Source organism: Deltaproteobacteria bacterium HGW-Deltaproteobacteria-6 (assembly GCA_002840435.1).
Classification (GTDB): domain Bacteria; phylum Desulfobacterota; class Syntrophia; order Syntrophales; family Smithellaceae; genus UBA8904.
In genome coordinates, this window is sequence record PHAT01000005.1 from 469,744 (window position 1) to 491,291 (window position 21,548).

At 53.0% G+C, this 21,548-nt stretch carries 13 protein-coding genes; 11 read left to right on the plus strand and 2 right to left on the minus strand.

Annotated elements, in window-relative coordinates; genetic code table 11:
* Nucleotides 1-178 precede the first annotated feature (178 nt).
* From CVU71_12400 to CVU71_12435, 8 genes are all read left to right on the plus strand, one after another.
* Nucleotides 179-1,309, plus strand: a complete 1,131-nt coding sequence (locus CVU71_12400) for a glutamate synthase (protein ID PKN18301.1) — start codon at nucleotides 179-181, stop codon at nucleotides 1,307-1,309.
* On the plus strand, nucleotides 1,273-2,907 hold the full coding sequence (locus CVU71_12405; GenBank protein PKN18302.1) for a glutamate synthase: 1,635 nt from the start codon (nucleotides 1,273-1,275) through the stop codon (nucleotides 2,905-2,907). Before CVU71_12400 ends, CVU71_12405 begins: the two co-directional genes overlap by 37 nt.
* Before the next feature lie 21 nt (nucleotides 2,908-2,928).
* Nucleotides 2,929-5,265: a pyridine nucleotide-disulfide oxidoreductase gene (locus CVU71_12410; GenBank protein PKN18303.1), complete on the plus strand. Its 2,337-nt coding sequence runs from the start codon at nucleotides 2,929-2,931 to the stop codon at nucleotides 5,263-5,265.
* A gap of 34 nt (nucleotides 5,266-5,299) precedes the next feature.
* Complete coding sequence (locus CVU71_12415; GenBank protein PKN18304.1) at nucleotides 5,300-7,471, plus strand: glutamine synthetase type III; 2,172 nt, start codon at nucleotides 5,300-5,302, stop codon at nucleotides 7,469-7,471.
* Between the two features lie 215 nt (nucleotides 7,472-7,686).
* A complete protein-coding gene (locus CVU71_12420; GenBank protein PKN18305.1) occupies nucleotides 7,687-8,829 on the plus strand; it encodes a carbamoyl phosphate synthase small subunit in 1,143 nt (380 codons plus the stop codon).
* A complete protein-coding gene (guaA, locus tag CVU71_12425; GenBank protein ID PKN18306.1) occupies nucleotides 8,826-10,355 on the plus strand; it encodes a GMP synthase (glutamine-hydrolyzing) in 1,530 nt (509 codons plus the stop codon). Before CVU71_12420 ends, guaA begins: the two co-directional genes overlap by 4 nt.
* 9 nt (nucleotides 10,356-10,364) lie before the next feature.
* Nucleotides 10,365-13,571, plus strand: coding sequence for a carbamoyl phosphate synthase large subunit (carB, locus tag CVU71_12430; protein PKN18307.1), 3,207 nt, complete (start codon nucleotides 10,365-10,367; stop codon nucleotides 13,569-13,571).
* A gap of 57 nt (nucleotides 13,572-13,628) precedes the next feature.
* Complete coding sequence (locus CVU71_12435; GenBank protein PKN18308.1) at nucleotides 13,629-15,053, plus strand: amidophosphoribosyltransferase; 1,425 nt, start codon at nucleotides 13,629-13,631, stop codon at nucleotides 15,051-15,053.
* Between the two features lie 302 nt (nucleotides 15,054-15,355).
* Here the strand turns inward: CVU71_12435 and CVU71_12440 are convergent, their stop codons facing one another.
* Both CVU71_12440 and CVU71_12445 read right to left on the minus strand, forming a co-directional pair.
* Nucleotides 15,356-16,156, minus strand: coding sequence for an enoyl-CoA hydratase (locus tag CVU71_12440; GenBank protein ID PKN18309.1), 801 nt, complete (start codon nucleotides 16,154-16,156; stop codon nucleotides 15,356-15,358).
* Between the two features lie 89 nt (nucleotides 16,157-16,245).
* Nucleotides 16,246-17,391, minus strand: coding sequence for an aspartate aminotransferase (locus tag CVU71_12445; protein ID PKN18310.1), 1,146 nt, complete (start codon nucleotides 17,389-17,391; stop codon nucleotides 16,246-16,248).
* Between the two features lie 240 nt (nucleotides 17,392-17,631).
* On the opposite strand from CVU71_12445, the gene CVU71_12450 reads away from it, so the two are divergent.
* Genes CVU71_12450 through CVU71_12460 form a run of 3 tightly spaced genes read left to right on the plus strand, consistent with a single transcriptional unit; the run spans nucleotide 17,632 to nucleotide 21,520 of the window.
* A complete protein-coding gene (locus CVU71_12450; GenBank protein PKN18311.1) occupies nucleotides 17,632-19,236 on the plus strand; it encodes a cholesterol oxidase in 1,605 nt (534 codons plus the stop codon).
* Nucleotides 19,233-19,649 carry a hydrogenase gene (locus CVU71_12455; GenBank protein ID PKN18711.1) on the plus strand — a complete coding sequence of 139 codons (417 nt, stop codon included), beginning with the start codon at nucleotides 19,233-19,235 and terminating at the stop codon, nucleotides 19,647-19,649. Before CVU71_12450 ends, CVU71_12455 begins: the two co-directional genes overlap by 4 nt.
* A complete protein-coding gene (locus CVU71_12460; protein ID PKN18312.1) occupies nucleotides 19,646-21,520 on the plus strand; it encodes an aldehyde ferredoxin oxidoreductase in 1,875 nt (624 codons plus the stop codon). Before CVU71_12455 ends, CVU71_12460 begins: the two co-directional genes overlap by 4 nt.
* Nucleotides 21,521-21,548 lie beyond the last annotated feature (28 nt).

Consider the following 21,548-nt stretch of genomic DNA (forward strand, 5'->3'; position numbering starts at 1 on the left):
TTTGCCATGGTTATTGCTTGGCGGGGATGGCAGGGTAAAGAGGCAGAACCCGGGTAAGATAAAAATGTATGGTAAGGGATGCAATATTGTTTGCCGGCCGGCTATGGCATGACTCTGGCAATTACGATTCCGCCGCCTGATAATCAGGCAGGCAACGTCTCAGGAAGGAAAAATTTTTATGTGTCGTTTGTTTGCAGTAACCAGCAACAATCCGTTGTCGCCGATGATGGCGATCAATGCTCTTAATGTGATGAAAGAAGGGCATGACGGTTCCGGCGTGGGATTGTTTCTGACGGATTTGGGCGGCGAATTCGAAAAATTCAAAAACGAGCCCATTCTTTCCGGTATCTTTTCCAATGAAGGCATTAAGGCTTTGGATCGTTTTATGATCGATCTGGATTTCATGGTGAAATACAAGCTGTCGTTTCGTCCTTCAAAACAGACTCCTCCGGGAACGCCGAAGAGAGATAATTATGTGATCCGTGTTTATGAATATCCTGCCGAATGGGAAGGCCTGAGCCAGGAGGAACTTCAGTTCCGTCTGATGATGGTGCAGTTGCAGCTTCGGGAAATGGGGCAGAAAGACAAATCAATGCTGATTTTCAGCTTCTGGCCGGATGTCATCATGATCAAGGAAGTGGGCGATCCCTTAACCGTGGCCGAGTATCTGGGTTTGGACCGCAAGGATCTCTCGGCGCGCACCATTCTGAGCCAGGGACGACAGAACACGAACTACTCGATTGATATCTACGCCTGCCATCCGTTCTTTATTCAAGGCATGTCGACGATGACCAACGGCGAGAATACCGCGTTTGTGCCGATCCGCGAATTTCTGATGTCCCGCAATTTCCCCGGTTATGCCGGTTATCAGTCCGACTCGGAGGTGTTCACGCACATCCTGCATTACACGCAAAACAAGCTCGGTCTGGGCATGGAAATGTATAAACATATTATTACGCCGCTCAAGGATGATGAATTGACCAGACATCCCGACGGTAAACTGCTTCGCAATTTAAAACAGAGCTGTCGTCCTTTAATTATTGACGGTCCGAACTGCGTGATCGGCTGTCTGCCGGACAAGACCATGTTCATGGTCCAGGATTCCAAAAAGCTGCGCCCCGGTGTTGTGGGTGGCCGTCCCGGCATCTTCGCGTTTTCATCGGAAATGTGCGGACTGGACGCGGCTATTCCGGAGCGCGACATCAATCTGGATGACCAGCCGATGAGATATGAAACTGTTATAGTCCGCCGAGAGCGGCAGGAGATAGAAAAATGGAATCAATGGGACGCATTACCCCATCTTCACTAAGCACCAAAGACCTGCCCTGGCAGATCTGCTGGAGCAAGGAAAAGTGCACGCTTTGCGGCAGCTGCACAACGGTGTGCCCGGTCCGGGCCATTGAACTGGGCGTGCATCGCAAACGCACGTTGCAGGTACCCGTCGGCCTGGAAACCAAGCCCGGGAATCTTTTTTCAATTTATCACGGCATTGACCAGCGCACGGATCCCGCCCATGCCTGCGTCGGCTGCGGAATGTGCACGATGGTCTGTCCTAACGGCGCGATTGCGCCTGCGCATGCTGATGAAATCGACAAGCTGCGTTTTCATGTCAATCAGGGCGGCGAGCCCCGCAGGCGCGGCGGCCGCAGAAACAATCCCGACAGCGTGCTGGATAAAATCAAGTTTGTCCGCATTTCGATGTTAACCGACCCGGCCCTCGACGCGGGACGCCATGAATTTGAACTGCGCACCCTGCTGGGCAGGGTATTGCCGCCGGAAGAAATGCTGAAAGTCAGCCGGGAAAACGGCTGGATGCCGCCGGTGCGTGAAATTTATCCGCTCGTTATCGGCAGCATGTCTTTTGGCGCGCTGTCCCCCAACATGTGGGAAGGCCTGCAAATGGGCGTCGCTTATCTGAATGAAGAGCTGGGCATGCCGGTTCGTGTGTGCACCGGCGAAGGCGGCTGCCCGCCGCGGCTTTTGAAATCGCGTTTCCTTAAATATGTTATTTTACAGATCGCCAGCGGTTATTTCGGCTGGGATGAAATTATCCATAATCTGCCGCTCATGAAGGAAGACCCGTGTGCGATTGAAATTAAATACGGCCAGGGCGCGAAACCCGGCGACGGCGGATTGCTGATGTGGTACAAGGTCAACAAGCTGATCGCCGCAATCCGCGGCGTACCGCAGGGCATCAGTCTGCCCAGCCCGCCGACCCATCAGACCAAGTATTCGATTGAAGAAGCGGTGGCCAAGATGATCCAGTCCATGTCCATGGCCTGGGGCTTCCGTGTGCCGGTATATCCGAAAATATCCGCGACCAGCACGGCGATGGCCGTCCTCAACAACTTAACAAGAAATCCGTACGCCGCCGGTTTAGCCATCGATGGTGAAGATGGCGGTACGGGCGCGGCTTACAACGTGTCGATGGATCATATGGGACATCCCATCGCCAGCAATCTGCGCGATGCGTATTTAACACTGGTTAAACTGGGCAAGCAAAATGAGATTCCCCTTTTCGCCGGCGGCGGCATCGGTAAAAACGGCAATCTGGCCGCTAATGCCGCCGCCTTGATTATGCTGGGCGCAAGCGGTGTGCAGACCGGGAAATATATCATGCAGGCGGCTGCCGGCTGCCTGGGGTCGGAATCCGACCGCTGCAATATCTGCAACATTGGGGTGTGCCCCAAAGGCATTACCTCGCAGGACCCGCGTCTGGATCGAAGGCTTGATCCGGAGAAAGTTGCGCAGAGGGTGGTTGATCTGTATGTAAGTTTTGACACGGAATTAAAGAAAATTGTTGCTCCGCTGGGCCGTTCGACGTCGCTGCCGATCGGCATGTCGGATGCGCTGGGCATTAATGATGCAGATGCGGCTTCGCGCCTCAATATAAAATATGTTTTGTAATTAGAAAAACGGGAAAGAGTCATGACGAAAAAAGATTCAATTAAAATTGCCGGTGAAGAAAACAATATCCGCGTCGAATCACGGATTCTGGAAGAGCGCATTCAAAAGGCGGCGGTTGACGGGTATCGGCAAATCGAAGTGACCGCTTACGGTCAACACGGCATCGGCGGACGTCTCTGGCGCGCCGGCGATCAGCCGATCAAGGTGGCTGTATTGGGCACCGCAGGTCAGCGCCTGGGTTCCATGGGTTTTGCCAATACGGTGATTGAGGTGTTCGGTCCGGCCTCCGACGATGTCGGCTGGCTGAACGCGGGAGCGGAAATTATTGTTCACGGCAACGCGACCAACGGCGTGGCCAACGCCATGGCGCAGGGAAAGGTTTATATCGACGGCGACATCGGCGCGCGCGGCATGACCATGACCAAGCACAACCCCCGTTTCGAACCGCCCGAGCTCTGGGTATTTGGAAAAGTTGGGGATTCTTTTGCCGAATTCATGGCGGGAGGCATTGCCGTCGTTTGCGGCGTAGGCGCTGAGGATGATGCCGATGTGCTGGGCTATCGCCCCTGCGTCGGCATGGTGGGCGGTAAAATCTTTTTCCGCGGCCGTCAGGACATCTACAGCAAGGCCGATGCAAAATTGCTTGCCGATCTTCCCGAAGACGAATGGCAATGGCTGCAAACGAATATGAAGCGGTTTTTGCAGGCCACTGGAAAACAATATCTGTTTGAACAGTTAACGTCGAAGCGTGACGAATGGCAGTTGCTGGTGGCGCGCAAGCCTTCCGAGAAACTGGCGCGCGCGGTCAGGCCCATGGCCGGATACCGCGCGGAGGTCTGGGAAAACGAATTGGGCAAAGGCGGCGTCATTGGCGATCTGTCCAGTCTTGACCGCTCTCCGATCGGGCTTGTCGAGACAGGCGATCTGCGTCGCTTTGTTCCGGTGTGGGCCAACGAAAAATATCTGCCCCCTTGTCAGGCGGCCTGTCCGACCGGAATTCCCGTGCAGAAAAGATGGGAACTCATCCGCAACGGCAAAATTGAAGAAGCGGTTGACCTGGCGCTGCAATACACGCCGTTTCCCGCGACCGTTTGCGGTTATTTGTGCCCCAACCTCTGCATGCAGAACTGCACGCGCCATCTGGTAAGTCTTCAGGCAGTCGATGTCACGCTGCTGGGCAAGGCATCCCTTTCGGCTAAAACGCCCGCGCGTCTTCCGGAAACGGGTAAAAAAGTTGCCGTTATCGGCGGCGGAGCTTCGGGACTTTCCGTCGCCTGGCAGCTGTGGTTGAAAGGCCATGAAGCGGTCATCATCGAGAGCAAAAAACAGCTCGGCGGTAAGATCACCGATTCGATTCCCAAAAGCCGCATTCCCGGCGATGTCGTGGAGCATGAAATCGAGAGACTTGCCAAAAACGTCCGGAAAATCCATATGGGAAAGTCCCTGACGAAAGACCGGTTTCTGAAGCTGAAAAATGAAAATGATTATATTGTTATTGCGGCAGGGGCGGTGCAACCTCGTAAATTGAATATCCCCGGCATGGAGAAAACTCTGACCGCTTTGGAGTTTCTTCAGCAAAGCAAACTTGACTGCGCCAAAGTCGGGAAGAGAGTCATTGTTATCGGAGCCGGCAATGTGGGCTGTGACGCGGCGACGGAGGCTTTCCGTATGGGCGCGAAAAGCGTGACGCTGATTGACGTGCAGGAACCGGCATCCTTTGGTGTGGAAAGAAAGCATGCCGAAGCGGCCGGCGCAAAGTTTCTCTGGCCGCGCTTCACGAAGGCGGTGACGGACAAAGGCGTGGAACTGACCGATGGAGAAATGCTGCCGGCGGACACGGTCATAGTTGCCGTGGGTGATCTGCCTGATTTATCCTTCCTGCCGGAAGGTATTACGACGGAAAGAGGTTTTGTCGTGGTGGACGCAACATACGCCACGAGCGATCCTCAGGTCTACGCGATCGGTGATGCCGTCCGTCCCGGGCTGCTGACCGATGCCATCGGTGCGGGACGCATTGCCGCCCGCACGATTGACGATCTTCTGAGAGGCGCGGCCGAAACGTACGACCGGCTTCCGGCCATTAATTATGAACGGGTCAAACTCCAGTATTTTGACCCCCGTATCGGCGAATTTGCCGATACAAAGTCCTGCGCAACCAACTGCGCGTCCTGCGGCGCCTGCCGGGACTGTGGCATGTGCGAGGAAATCTGCCCCCGGAAAGCCATTTCCCGGTCACAGACGGCGCAGGGTGATTTTGAGTATATCGTGGACAGCGAACGCTGTATCGGCTGCGGTTTCTGCGCCGGGGCGTGCCCGACCGGCGTTTGGGAAATCGTGGCGAATGCACCTTTAGAATAAACAATTATTTTATTAAATTAAGGATGGATAAATTATGAAAAAAACAACACCAATTCTTGCGGCGGAAAGACAATACGTTATCGAAAAGGAAAAGTTTGTTCCCGTTTCGGAATACTTCGGCGAAGATACCTTTAATCACCAGGTGATGAAGGAAAAGCTTCCCAAAGATACCTTTAAAAAATTAATGGAAGCGATTAACGAAGATAAAATGCTGGATGCCGAAACAGCCAACATTGTTGCGCATGCCATGAAGGAATGGGCTATTGAAAAGGGCGCGACGCATTTCGCCCATTGGTTTCAGCCGATGACCGGGATTACCGCTGAAAAACATGACGCTTTTGCCGATCCCGCGGGCCCCGGTGTTGTTGTTGAGCGGTTTTCCGGAAAACAGCTGGTGCAGGGCGAACCGGATGCATCGAGTTTCCCCTCCGGCGGCATCCGGGCGACTTTTGAAGCGCGGGGCTACACGGCGTGGGATATGTCTTCGCCGGCTTTTATCAAGAGAAACGGCATTTCCACAACCCTGTGCATTCCAACAGCCTTCATTTCCTATACCGGGCAGGTCCTGGACAAGAAAACGCCGCTGCTGCGTTCGATCCGCGCCTTAAATAAGAGCGCGGTGGGCATGCTTAAGCTGCTTGGCGCCAAGGGCGTGAAAAAAGTTCATTCCAATCTCGGACCCGAGCAGGAATATTTCCTGATTGACATGGATTATTATTACAAACGTCAGGACCTGGTGCTGGGCGGCCGAACCGTTGTCGGCGCGCCTCCGGCCAAAGGGCAGGAACTGGAAGATCAGTATTTCGGCAGCATCAAGGAAAGAATTTCTTCCTATATGCATGATGTCGAGGAAGAGCTCTTCAAGCTCGGCATACCGGCCAAGACGCGTCACAACGAAGTCGCGCCCAGCCAGTATGAAATCGCCCCCGTCTATGAGGAGGCCAACCTGGCCGTGGACCACAACCAGCTGGTCATGGACACGCTCAAATACGTTGCCAAAAAGCATCGGCTGGCCGCTCTCCTGCACGAAAAACCCTTTGCCAAAATCAACGGATCAGGAAAGCATGTCAACTGGTCTCTGTCCGATAACAATGATAATAATTTGCTGAATCCCGGCAAGACGCCGCAGGACAGCATTCAGTTTCTGGTTTTCCTGGTGGCCACTGTCCGCGCCGTCTACAAGCACGCGGATATTCTGCGGGCGGCTGTCGCTTCTTACGGCAATGATCACCGCCTGGGCGCCAATGAAGCCCCGCCGGCCATCATCTCAGTTTTTCTGGGTGAACAGCTGACGCAAATCCTCGACAATATCGAAAAAGGCACCGTCAACAAGGCGACGAAAGAGGAAATTATCGATCTGGGTATTTCTTCCCTGCCCCAGGTCAGTAAAGATAATACCGACCGCAACCGGACATCGCCCTTTGCCTTTACCGGCAACAAATTCGAGTTCCGCGCCGTCGGGTCGTCACAAAATATCGCCTCTCCGTCGCTGGTGATCAACACGATCGTTGCCGAAAGCCTGGATGAACTGGCCGCAAAAATAGCAGCCAAAGGCGCCAAGAACATCAATCAGGCCGTCTTCGAAGTATTAAAGAGTGAAATCAAATATATCAAACCGATTCTGTTTAACGGCGACAACTACACGAAGGAGTGGGAAGCCGAGGCGAAAAAGAGGGGCCTGCCCAATGAAAAGACAACGCCCAGCGCGTTGAAAGCGCTCGTTACCGATAAGTCATTAAAGCTTTTTGAAAAATACGAAGTGCTTTCCAACGAGGAGCTTAAATCGCGCTACCTGATTCATGTGGAACGCTACATTAAAGATCTGGAAATCGAAGTCAACTGCTTAAACAACATTTGTTTGACTCAGGTTCTTCCGGCCGCCATGGCTTATCAAAAGAAGCTGGCGAAGGCGATTGTCGATACTAAAGAAGTTCTGGGTTCCTCCGCAGTGGTGTCGTCCCAGACGGAGCTTTTAAAGAAGATCCTTGATCTGATCAATAATATCTATACGACCAACAAAGATATTCAGGCTAAGGTGGATGCCGCGGCCGCCATACATGACGAGCCCAAAAAAGCGGAAATGCTGGGATCGAAAGTCAAACCGAAGATGGATGAACTTCGCGAATATGTGGATGCTCTGGAAAATCTCGTCGACGACGAAACCTGGCCTCTGCCGAAGTTCTGGGAAATGTTGTTTATCTGCTGATGAAATTGCAGGGAACGGTTATTCATTCCTTTAACCGTTCCCTGCAATTGGATGTTTATTGATTGACGGAAAGAAAAAAAAAGGATAGAAGCCTCTGCCTTCAAGAGAGAGAAAGAACCAAAGAATGTTAAAAAAACCGTCACCGGTTTCCTGATTTCCGAAATGTGTCGACTGATCTGGTAAAAAGCCCCTAAGTATTTGGAGAGTAAAGTTAAATGCCCTTGTTAAGAAAAGATCATAAAGCCCTGCTGGTCCTGGAAGACGGCAGCGTTTTTGATGGTTTTGCCTTTGCAGGTGCGGGCGAAACACTGGGGGAAGTTGTCTTCAATACGGGGATGACCGGCTATCAGGAAGTGATTACCGATCCTTCCTATAAAGGCCAGATCGTCGCTATGACCTATCCGCTGGTCGGCAACTACGGCATTAATGACGAAGACATGGAATCGGCGGCCCTTCATCTGGAAGGATTTATCGTCAAGGAATATCAGCCAAACCCCAGCAACTGGCGGATGAAAAAAAGCTTGAAATCATTTCTCGAAGATTCCGGCAAAATCGGACTCACCGGTATCGACACACGCGCTCTGACGCGCCGCCTGCGTCTGTCCGGTTCCATGAAGGGGATTATTTCCACCCAAACGGAAAATGTCGCCGAATTGCTGGAAAAAGTGAGGGATTATCCAGGGCTTGTCGGGCGTGATCTGGTGCGGGAAGTTTGCTGCCAAAAGCCGTACATCTGGAAAAAAGGCGCGCCTTCCCGAGGAAAAATTCCCGCCGGGAAAACGGCTAAAAAAATGCGCGTTGTTGTTCTGGACTGCGGCGTTAAATACAACATATTAAGATTACTGGAGCAAAACGGCTGTGAAGTTGTCGTAGTCCCTGCTTTCACCACAGGCCGCGAGATTCTGGCGTATCAGCCTGACGGAATTTTGCTCTCCAACGGTCCCGGAGATCCGGCGGCTCTTCCTTATATTGTCGATGCCGCCCGGGATGTTATCGGCAAGGTTCCGGTTTTTGGCATCTGCCTGGGTCATCAGATCATCGGTCAGGCCATTGGCGGCAGGACCTGCAAGCTTAAGTTCGGCCATCACGGCATCAATCAACCTGTCCAGAATCTGGAAACGGGCCGGGTGGAAATTACCTCACAGAATCATGGTTTTGTCGTCGTACCGGAATCGGTCGAAAACAATGCAAGCAAAACCTTCATCAATTTAAACGACGCGACCTCCGAAGGTCTCAAGCTTTCCGGTGCGATGAGCGTGCAGTATCATCCCGAAGCATCGCCCGGGCCGCGCGATACCGAATATCTGTTTTCGCAGTTTGTAGACATCATGAAAAAAGAAAAGGGGAAGGCAAAGTGATTCTGATTATTGATTTCGGTTCACAGTATAACCAGCTTATCGCGAGGCGTGTACGCGAACATCATGTTTACTGCCAGATCGAACCGCCGGATATTACCCTGGCGGCCATCAAGGCGCTTGCGCCGGAAGGCATTATTCTCTCCGGCGGCCCGGCCAGCATTTATTCCAAAGGCGCGCCGCGCGTGGACAAAGGCATTTTCAAACTCGGTATTCCCGTGCTGGGAATCTGTTACGGCCTGCAATACATGATCGATTCACTGGGCGGCAAAGTCATCGGCTCGACCAAGCGTGAATACGGCTTTGCCGAGCTCAACGTCAAAAAACAAAAAGGTATGTTCGCCGGCGTTAATAAAAAAACGCAGTGCTGGATGAGCCACGGCGACTCTATCGGTACGTTACCGGAAGGTTTTACCATTACCGCTTTTACATCCAATACGCCGGTTGCGGCCGCCGAAGATGTCCAAAGGAATTTTTACGGCCTGCAATTCCACCCCGAAGTGGTTCATACTGAAGCCGGTAAAAAAATACTGGCCAATTTCCTGTTTGCCGTCTGCCGCTGCAAAAAATCCTGGTCGATGAAATCTTTTGTCCATTATGCGATTGAAGAAATCCGCCAGCAGGTGGGATCGGAAAAAGTCATTCTCGGGCTTTCCGGCGGCGTCGATTCGTCAGTCGCGGCTGTGCTTCTGCACAAGGCCATCGGCCGTCAGCTCACCTGTGTTTTTGTGGACAACGGCGTGCTCAGGGAAGGCGAGGCCCAGCGCGTCATCGAAATGTTTAAGAAGCATCTCCAGATTAACCTGCGTTTTGCCCGTTCCGGAAAACTGTTTCTTCAAAGATTAAAAGGGGTGACGGACCCCGAAAAGAAACGCAAAATCATTGGCCGCACCTTTATTGAAGTATTTGACGCGGAAGCGCGTAAAATTAAAAACGTAAAATTTCTGGCCCAGGGCACGCTTTATCCGGATCTGATTGAATCCCGCTCCGCTTTTGGCGGCCCCAGCGCTGTCATCAAGTCGCATCACAACGTGGGCGGCCTGCCCAGGAAAATGAATTTGAAACTGGTCGAACCGCTTAAACATTTGTTCAAGGATGAAGTGCGGCTTCTGGGAAAAGAACTGGGACTGGCCGATGATGTCGTCTGGCGTCAGCCTTTCCCCGGGCCGGGTCTGGCGATCCGCATTATTGGTGACGTGAACGCGCAGCGGCTGTCGGTCCTGCGTAAAGCCGATACGATTCTGATCGAAGAAATCCGCGCCGCCCATCTCTATTACAAGCTCTGGCAGTCGTTTGTTATCCTGCTGCCGCTCAAAAGCGTCGGCATTATGGGCGATCAGCGCACCTATGAAAATATTGCGGCGATCCGCGCCGTCCAGAGCGACGATGCCATGACGGCGGACTGGGCAAGACTGCCGCAGGATCTGCTGGCGCGCGTCTCGACCCGCATCATTAACGAAGTGCGCGGCATCAACCGCGTGGTCTATGACATCAGCTCCAAACCGCCCAGCACGATCGAGTGGGAGTAAGTAAATTAAGTGCCGAAGCGAACTGACATAAAAAAAATACTGCTCATCGGGTCCGGGCCGATCATTATCAGCCAGGCCTGTGAGTTCGACTATTCCGGCACGCAAGCCTGCAAGGCTCTGCGCGAAGAAGGGTATGAAGTCGTCCTGATTAACTCGAATCCGGCCACGATCATGACCGACCCGGAAATGGCCGACCGCACGTATATCGAACCGATCACGCCGGAAGCGGTAGAGAAAGTCATTGCCCGCGAACGCCCGGACGCGCTTTTACCCACGCTGGGGGGCCAGACCGGTCTCAATACGGCGGTGGCGCTGGCGGAGTCCGGTGTGCTTGAAAAATACAATGTGGAGATGATCGGCGCGTCTCTTGACGTGATTCACAAAGCCGAAGACCGCGAAAAATTCCGCCATGCCATCGAAAAAATCGGCTTGAGGATGCCCAGAAGCGGTTTTGCCCGCAACATGCAGGACGTGCTCAAAATTGCCGAAGACATCGGCTTTCCGATTATCATCCGGGCATCCTTCACGCTGGGAGGCACCGGCAGCGGCGTGGCGTATAACCGGGAAGAACTGATGGCCATTGCCAAGACCGGACTGGACGCCAGCATGATTTCCGAGGTCATGATCGAAGAATCCGTTCTGGGCTGGAAAGAATACGAACTGGAAGTGATGCGCGACCGCGCCGACAATGTTGTCATCATCTGTTCCATTGAAAACTTCGACGCGATGGGCGTGCACACCGGCGAGTCGATTACGGTCGCCCCGGCGCAGACTCTGACCGATCGCGAATACCAGATCATGCGCGACGCTTCCATTGCCATCATGCGGGAAATCGGAGTGGAGACGGGCGGTTCCAACGTCCAGTTTGCCATCCACCCCCGGACAGGCGAAATGATCGTCGTGGAAATGAATCCGCGTGTATCGCGCTCATCGGCGCTGGCGTCCAAGGCGACGGGCTTTCCGATTGCCAAAATCGCCGCCAAACTGGCGGTGGGTTACACGCTGGACGAAATTCCCAACGACATCACCCGCGAAACGATGGCGTCCTTTGAACCCACGATCGATTATGTTGTGACGAAAATCCCGCGCTGGACGTTTGAAAAATTTCCGGAAACCGAAGATTTCCTCACGACCTCCATGAAATCGGTCGGTGAAACCATGGCGATCGGACGCACGTTCAAGGAATCCCTGCAAAAAGCCATCCGATCGCTCGAAATCGGCCGGTTTGGGTTTGGCCAGGATTTGCCTGCCGATCCGGAGGAAAGGAAGACACTGCTCCAGAGCAAACTCGTCAAGCCCAACTCGCTGAGGCTTTTTTACATTGGTGCGGCGCTGGCTTCCGGCATGACGGTGGAAGAGGTTTATGATATTACCAAAGTCGATCCCTGGTTTTTGCACCAGATCAAAGATATCCTGGATGCTGAGGAGGAATTAAAAACAGCGGAGCCTACCGCGGAACTTTTGCGCGCCGCCAAACAGATGGGATTTTCCGACCGTGCGCTGGGTGCGTTCTGGCATAAGACGGAACAGGAAATCCGCGATTGGCGCGGGAAAGAAAATATTCTGCCGGTTTATAAACTGGTGGATACCTGTGCGGCGGAGTTTGAAGCCTATACGCCTTATTACTATTCCACCTATGAAACGGAAAATGAAACCAGGCCTTCCACGAAGAAAAAGGTGGCGATTATCGGCGGCGGACCCAACCGCATCGGTCAGGGAATTGAATTTGACTACTGCTGTGTTCATGCTTCGTTTGCCCTTCGCGAAGAGGGCATAGAGAGCATCATGATCAACTCCAATCCTGAAACGGTCAGCACGGACTACGATACATCCGATAAACTTTTTTTCGAGCCGGTGACGCTGGAAGATGTTTTACATATCCTCCAGACGGAAAAACCCGATGGCGTGATTGTGCAGTTTGGCGGTCAGACGCCGCTTAATCTGGCACGGGGTCTGGAAGCGGCCGGCATGCCGATTATCGGAACCTCGCCTGATGCCATCGACCGGGCCGAAAACCGCGACCGGTTCCAGGAAATTGTTCATAAACTGAATCTCAATCAACCGGATAATGATACGGCAATGGATGTGGAAAAAGCGCTGGTTGCCGCCTCCCGGATCGGTTATCCGGTGCTGGTGCGACCATCCTACGTACTGGGCGGGCGCTCCATGGAAATTGTCTATGATCCGGAAACCCTGCGGTCGTTTATGGCCAAGGCGCTGCTGGTTTCCCCCGGCCATCCGATCCTGATCGACAAGTTTCTGGAAGATGCCGTGGAAGTTGATGTGGACGCCATCAGTGACGGCAAGACGACAGTCGTGGCCGGCATCATGGAGCATATCGAGGAAGCGGGTATTCATTCCGGCGACAGTGCCTGCATTTTACCGTCGCTTACGCTTTCCGACTCATTGCTTGCGCTCATTGAAAAACAGACGAAAATGCTGGCCGCCGAGCTTGGGGTTATCGGCCTCATGAATATTCAGTATGCCATTAAAGACAATGTGCTGTATGTGCTGGAAGTCAACCCGCGGGCGTCACGCACCGTCCCGTTTGTCAGTAAGGCCATCGGTGTGCCGCTGGCAAAAATCGCCACCAAAGTCATGCTGGGCAAAAGTCTGCAGGAACTTGGTTTTACCCAAACTATCAAACCCAAACATGTTTCCGTTAAAGAAGCCGTCTTTCCCTTTAACCGTTTTCCCGAAGTGGATATTCTGCTGGGGCCGGAAATGAAATCTACAGGCGAAGTGATGGGGATCGATCAATCATTCGGTCTGGCGTTTGCCAAATCGCAGATGGCGGCAGGCTTCAAAATGCCGAAGTCGGGGTCTATCTTTATCAGCGTTCATGATCATTATAAAGACAGGATTGTGGATGTCGCCAGGTCCTTTGAACAACTCGGTTTTAAAATCCTGGCAACGGCCGGAACGGCCAATCACTTGAAAAAACACGGTATCGAAGCAGCCATCATCAATAAGGTCAGCGAAGGCCGGCCACATATCGTCGATTATATTAAAAACGGCGATATCCAGATGGTCATCAACACCAGTGTCGGGCGCAAGTCGTCGCGCGACGCTTATCATATCCGTCGTGGCGCTCTGACGTATAACATCCTTTACACAACCACGCTGGCCGGCGCGCGGGCGCTCTCCGAAGCGGCCAAAGCCATGATTCGTGAGGACTGGCAGGTTTGTTCTCTGCAGGAATATTACAGGAAATAGAACGTTCCTTTTGTCCATGGCGGGCGAAATAAACCATTTAATCTAAAGAGAGTCTATATGACAGAATTTGAAGAATCCCTGAATGAATCCGGCCGTCCCCGCGAAGAGTGCGGCGTATTTGCCATTTACGGACATGAAGACGCATCGCGTGTAACCTACTTTGGTCTTTTTGCCTTGCAGCACCGCGGTCAGGAATCCGCGGGTATTGTCGTGTCCGACGGCTGTAACGTCTCCGAACATAAAGGCATGGGGCTTGCCTCCGGCGTATTTAAGGAATCCATTTTACAGAAGCTTCCCGGTTCGTTGGCCATCGGCCATGTCCGTTACTCCACCACCGGTTCATCCACGATTTCCAATGCCCAGCCATTTCTCGTGCACGTCGGCGAAGAGTATTACGCGCTGGGCCACAACGGAAACATTGTGAACGCTCAATCCCTGCGGTCCGAACTGGAAAGCCGGGGGTCGATTTTTCAATCCACGATGGACAGCGAAGTCATTATCCATTTAATGGCGCCTCATTTGAAGAGAGGGTTGGAGAAGGCCCTTTCCATTGCGCTGCAACAGATCGAAGGCGCATACAGCCTCGTCATGCTGACCCGCGATAAAATTGTCGCCGCCCGTGATCCGCGCGGCTTCCGGCCGCTGGCGCTGGGCAAACTCAACGGCGGTTGGGTGGTTGCTTCCGAAACCTGCGCATTTGATCTGGTCGGCGCCGAATATATCCGCGATGTGGAGCCCGGCGAAATTATCATCATTGACGCCACGGGTTGCAAGAGCCTGAAGCCTTTTCCGGTCATGAAGCATTGCCACTGTGTTTTTGAGCTGATTTACTTTGCCAGGCCCGACAGCCAGATTTTCGGCCAGAATGTCTATCTGTGCCGCAAGCGCCTGGGTCATGAGCTGGCGCGGGAATATTGTCCGGATGTCGACCTGGTGATGCCGTTTCCGGATTCCGGAAGTTATGCCGCCATCGGTTATGCGGAAGAAAGCGGTGTTCCCTTTGAGATGGGGATGATCCGCAATCATTATGTGGGGCGAACCTTCATTCAGCCGACGCAGCCGATGCGCGACTTTGCCGTACGCGTGAAACTCAATCCGGTCAAGCCGCTTCTGGAAGGCAAGAAAGTCATGATTGTCGAGGATTCCATTATCCGCGGCACGACAAGTCGCAACCGCGTGCAGCACCTTCATGGCATAGGCATCAAGGAGCTCCACATGGTCATCAGCTGCCCTCCCACCCTGTTTCCCTGTCCCTATGGCATTGACTTTTCCTCCAAAGGCGAATTGATTGCCACCAAAAAGGAAAACGAAAAAGCCATCGCCGAATTTATCGGTCTGGATTCACTGCACTACCTGACTGTGGAAGGTATGGTCAAAGCCACCGGCCTGCCTAAAGAGTGCTTCTGCCTGGCCTGCTATACCGGCGATTATCCGATTGCCCCGCCGGAGAAGATTGATAAGTTCTGCATGGAATTGAAGTGATTCCATTTCCACTTCAAGCGCTGCTTTTGTTGGCTTCGTCGTCAGCATCCTCAACGTATTAATAATACGCCTGCGGTGCCTCCTCCTTGCCGCCGCGGTATCATCTTGAATTGAAAATGAAATGCTTTTTATCCCATGGGCGGTTCAAATGCCCTGAAGGGCACACGAACAGAATATTTGAACAACCCCTAAAGATCTCTTTTAAAGTTCTGCCATCATAAGGGGGCAATACCTGTACGGTAATGCCCCCTTATGACAGGATGGATCAGATGTTTTATTTTTAAATCATATTGTCAATATGATTATTTCCCTTTGAAATCCGCGGGCCGTCTTTCCAGGAAAGACATCATCGCTTCTTTTAAATCCTCCGACATGAGCAGGGTCGCATTCTTCTGAATAGCCAGCGCCATGCCTTCATAGACATTCACATAACGGCTGAAATTGAGGACTTCCTTGCTGTATTTAATCCCCAGCGGCGCGTTGGCGGCAATCTGAGCGGCCATTTTTTGTGCGGCCGTCATGAGTCCTGCATGATCGGCATAAACATGATTGATAAGCCCCATCTTTTCCACGTCGCGCGCGGAATAGTTGGCTGCGGTGAAGGCCATCTCGCGGGCGAAGCCCTGGCCTACAATCATCGGAAGGCGTTGAAGAACGCCCATATCCGCAACCAGACCGATATTGGCTTCTTTCAGGCAGAAGATCGCGTCTTCCGAGCACAGGCGGATATCGCAGGCGGATATCATATCGAGCCCGCCGCCGATGCATTTGCTGTGAACGGCGGCAATCACGGGCTTGGGGCATTCTTCGATAAAATTACAGCAGTCAAACAAGGGTTGAGAATTTCTGATCGTGTCGATGACATTCTTAACCGTTCCGGCAGCGCCGCCGGCCGCTTCCTTTAAATCAAGTCCGGCGCAGAATATCCGCGCCTTGCTGCAGAAGATAATCGCGCGGACGTCATCATTGGACCCCAGCTCGCGAAAGACGCCTGCGATTTCTGCTGCGAATTCGAGACTCAGCGCGTTGAGTGCATCCACGCGCGCCATGGCTACTGTGGCCACATGATTTTCAATTTTCAGATCAATGTATTGATATGACATATATCCTCCTTCTGGAAATTATTTCCATGATGCGGCGTTTAAATACGCCAAATGAACGGATTTGTCTATGGACTTGCTTCTTTATGGAATTACTTCTTCTTTTTCAGGTACTTTTCCAGCCGGTCCAGCCCTTCTTTGATATTTTCCAGGGACGTCGCATAAGAGAAACGTAAAAAACCTTCTCCGCCGCTGCCGAAATCAATGCCGGGTGATACGCCTACTTTTGCTTCTTCGGTAATCCGGAAAGCCTCCTGGTAGGAATCTTTGAAAAATCTGCGCCCGTCGGCAAAGACATAAAACGCTCCGGTCGGTTCGACGTGGATGGTAAAGCCCATGTCGGTCAGACGCGCCAGCATATAGCGGCGCCGCTCGTCGTAGGTCTTCACCATTTTGTCGACATCGTCCTTGGCCTCATGGAGTGCGGCAATCCCTGCCCACTGAATAAAGCCGTTGGCTGAAATCATGAAATTCTGATGGATGCGCTGCATGACGGCGCTGAATTTTTTCGGAAAGATCAGGTAACCCAGACGCCAGCCGGTCATCGCGTAGAGCTTGGAAAAACCGTTAATGACGAATGCCTTATCCGTGAATTCCAGGATGGAATGAGCCCGGTCCTGATAGACAAGCCCGTGATAGATTTCGTCGGAAATGATGTACTGCGTATCAAACTGCGCGATATCCCGCAGCTGCTCTTCCGTCATCACAATGCCGGTGGGATTGCAGGGCGAATTGATGATGATGCCTTTGGTCCGCCGTGAAAGTTTCTTCTTGATGTCCTTGTGGCGGTATTGAAATCCCTCTTCCGGGTAAGTTTGAATCTCTTTGAGAAGGCCCCCCGCCGCGCGGATAAAATTTTGATAACAGGGGTAGCGGGGATTGGAAATAATGACTTCGTCACCATGATCTAAAATGGCCAGCATCGCAAAAAGCAGGACGGGCGACGTGCCGGTGGAGATGACAATCTGATCGGGTGTAATCGTCACACCGTATTCTTCTAAATAATCATCACAAATGGCCTGGCGTAATTCAAGCAGCCCCAGGGCATGCGTGTAACGGGTTTTGCTGTTTTGCAGGGCAGAAATGGCAGCATCGGTGATGACCTGGGGGGTGGAAAAATCCGGCTCGCCCACTTCCATATGAATGATGTGCTCACCTTGACGTTCCAATTCTTCTGCTTTAGCCATAACGTCCATGACAATGAAGGATGTAAACTCCGAGGCCCGTTTTGAAATCATGAAAACTCCTTGCCGTTGCGTTATCCTTTGAAATTTAAAGGTTGTACATCTCTAGAGATATCTTTGAAAAATTTCAACCTCCTTTTTATCGTCACGCAAAGATAGTTAGACTATGTCATTGACATACAAAACCGTTCTTCCTATAATCGCCGTGAGCAAAAGCAGGTTCTTGTCCCGCACAAGAATGTCGGCTCTTTTTAGATCGGACTTATAAACCAGTATTCATCACAGAACAACCGGATGAGGTTTGACATGGAAGAGATCTTTGATTTTATTGTAATCGGATCGGGATTCGGCGGCAGTGTCGCCGCCTTGCGGCTGGCGGAAAAAGGCTATAGCGTTTGCGTTCTGGAAGCAGGCAAGCGCTGGCAGCCGAAGGACTTCCCCAACACCAACTGGAATGTCAGGAAATTTCTCTGGGCGCCGATCATCGGTTGCCACGGAATCCAACGCATCTGGCTGCTCAAGGATTTCATGGGGCTGGGCGGCGCGGGCGTCGGCGGCGGATCACTGGTTTATGCCATGGTTCTCATGCAGCCACTGGATCCTTTCTACCGCGATCCGCAATGGGTGGAACTTGACCCGGACTGGAAAGCGGCGTTAGCCCCGCATTACCGGATGGCCAGAAAAATGCTGGGTGTCGCCAAATTTCCCAAAATCACGGAACCGGACAAAGTCCTTGCCGAGTATGCCGCTGATATCGGACGCAGCGATCATTTCGCTCCGACGGAAGTAGGCGCTTTTTTCGGAGAGCCGGGTGTCACCGTCCCGGACCCGTATTTTGACGGAGAAGGTCCCGAAAGGACCGGTTGTGATTTTTCCGGGGCCTGTATGATCGGATGCAAAACCGGCGGCAAAAACACGCTGGACAAAAATTATCTCTATCTGGCTGAAAAGCTGGGTGCTCGCATCGTTCCTGAAACGCTGGTCACGGACATTCGACCGGACCCCCGCGGGGGCTATATCCTGAACTCCCGCAAGGCGACCTCCGTTTTTCCCACCGGCAAAAAAGCATGGCGGGCGCGTCAGGTCGTGGTCAGCGCCGGAACGCTCAACACGATATCGCTCCTTTTGCGCTCTAAGCAAAAGGGATTGCTTCCCGGATTATCGGACCGGCTCGGTTATAAATTCCGCACCAATTCGGAAGTGCTTTGCGGCGGGCGGGCCAACTCGCTCGACGTCAAATACTGCGAAGGAACCGCGATCACCTCGATTCTTCAGGTTAACGACGCCACGTCTATTGAAGTTACCCGCTACCCGGAAGGCTCCGATGTGATGGGAATACTGGCCCAGGTGCTGACCGACGGCGGCTCCAAGTGGGGAAGGGTCATGAAATATTTTTACCAGTGCCTGACCCATCCCACCCACTTTTTGAAAAGCTTGTGGATTTTCGGCTGGGCCAGACGGTCAATCATTCTGCTCGTCATGCAGGTGTACGACAACAGCCTGAGAATCCGGCTGAAAAGAAATTGGCTTCTGCCCTGGCGCTGGCGTTTATCTTCCGAATCTCCGGAGGGAGGCATCCCGACATATATTCCGGAAGCCAACCACGCGGCGCGCGCGGTGGCGAAGAAGATCAACGGAATCCCGCAGGGCGCCGTCTCCGAAGTTCTGCTGAACCGGCCGCTTTCCGCTCACATGCTGGGCGGCTGCCCGATTGCCAAAGGGCCTGATCAGGGCGTGGTGGATAAGCACGGAAAGGTTTTCGGTTACGATGGCCTCTACATTGCGGATGGGTCCATCATGCCGGCCAATCTGGGCGTCAACCCGGCCCTGACCATCCTGGCCCTGGCGGAACATGTGATGACGGCGATACCACCAAAAGAAAAACAGGAGTTTTCATGAGTTATTCCATATCAACACTGTGTAACGGGTGCGGGGCCTGTGCTAAAATGTGCCCGGTGCAGGCCATATCGGGTGAAAAAAAAGAAATGCATCTCATCTGCGCATCGCTCTGCATTGAATGCGGCTCCTGCGGCAGGATATGCCCTGAATCGGCGGTTCTGGATGACAAGGGTAAAACGGTTGCCAGAATGAAGAAAGCGGACTGGCCGAAACCGGTGATCAACACGGACTGCTGCTCGGCCTGTGAAAACTGCGTGGCTGTCTGCCCGACGAACGCGCTCGCCATGGCCGATGAACGGCTGCCTCTGACCCGGAACCATGCGGTGCTTGCAAAGCCCGGCAAATGTGTGTCCTGCGGCTGGTGTAAAGAGAACTGCCTCTTCGACGCCATCACAATGAGAGGTGCAGCATGAAAGAGATCATAGGAACCAGCAACAAGTATCTGGACATTAACCTGACCGATAAGACCTGGAAGGTGCACCAGGCCACACAGGACGATTTGAAGAACTATCTGGGCGGCAAAGGCCTGGGGCTCAAAATCATCTATGACCGCCTGAAAGATAAGCTTCGGGATCTCGACCCTCTGGGGCCTGACAATTTGCTGGTCTTTGCCAACGGCGTACTGCTTACGACCGGGGCGCCCTGCTCGGCCCGGTTTGAAGTCATCACCAAGTCGCCGCTGACCGGCTACATGGTGGCTTCATCCTGCGGAGGCCCGTTCGGCGAAGCCTGCAAGACCGCCGGCTGGGATGGTGTGATCATTTCCGGCAAAGCGGAACGTCCCACGGTGATACGCTTCGACGACCAGGAGGTCATCTTCGAGCCCGCGGACGACCTATGGGGAGCAACGACGCATCAAACGCAGGAAAAACTTCACCTGGGTCCCAAAGAAGGAGCTGCCGTGATCGGACCGGCCGGTGAAAACAAGGTCTTCTATGCCAATATCTGTTCCGGCCACCGTTTTGCCGGACGCGGCGGTGTAGGGGCGGTCATGGGCGCGAAAAACCTCAAGGCCATCGTGGCCCGCGGGAAGGAATACCGCTGCATTCCGGTAAACCGGGAAAAGTTCGAAAGAACCCTGAAGAAAGCCAAAGCGCACATTCAGCGAAATGTATTTACCAGGGGATATAAGTTCTTTGGCACCAACATGAACACCCGTTTCGGCATTGACTCGGGTTACTCTCCGGTGCGGAATTTCCGGGACCGTTACAGCCCCCAAACCGAGGCTATTACGGGTGAGGTGATGGCTGAAAAATATCAGACGCGGCATTCCACCTGCCGCTACTGCTCGGTGCTTTGTGGACATAAGGGCCTGTATCCCGATGGAAAAATGCGACAGATCCCGGAATACGAGACCACCGGTCTGTTTGGCAGCAATATTGAAAATTATGATACGGACAAGATCGCCGTCTGGAACGACATCATGAACGACCTGGGGATGGATACCATCTCGGCAGGCGGTACGATGGCCTGGGCGATGGAGGCCGGTGAAAAGGGTTTACGCAAAACAGAATTATCCTTCGCCAATCATGATAACATTGCCCGCATCCTGGAAGATATCGCCTACCGCCGGGGCGAGGGGGCGGAGCTGGCGGACGGATCGAAGCGTTTAAGTGAGCAATACGGCGGCAGGGAATTTGCCATCCATACCAAAGGGCTGGAAATTGCGGCCTATGATCCCCGGGCCTGCTGGGGACACGGGCTTTCCTATGCGGTGCACAACAAAGGCGGCTGCCACCTCGGATCTTATCTGGTCAGCCTCGAAGTGCTCCTGGGTTTCATGCCGTCACAGACAACACTCGGCAAGGCTTCCTGGGTGGTCTTTTGCGAGGATCTGTTTGCCGGCATCAACTCGCTCCAGTCCTGCCTGTTTACGGCCTTTGCCGTCATGACGGAGCCGGTCATCCCGAAATATCTTCCCAAAGCGGTCCTGAATGTCGCCACGATCATGACCCCCAGGATGTCGCAGATGATGATGAACTGGAGCGTTTATTCCGATTTCTTTTCCGCCATTACGGGCATTCCCATGAATCAGTGGCAGTTCAAGAAAGCAGGCGAGCGCATTACCAAGCTGGAACGCTACATGAATGTGCAGATGGGGCAGCAGCCCTTCGAAGACACCCTGCCGGACCGGTTTACGAAAGAAGCTGTCACCAAATACCCCGTGGATTCCGTGGTACCGATTGAACGGATGGTTAAAAAATATTACCGGATCAGGAAGTATGATCCGAAGACCGCCGGTCCCACCGTGGAAAATCTGAAACGCCTCGGAATTTCCGTTTGAACACCGTAAAAAATCACGAAAGCATTGA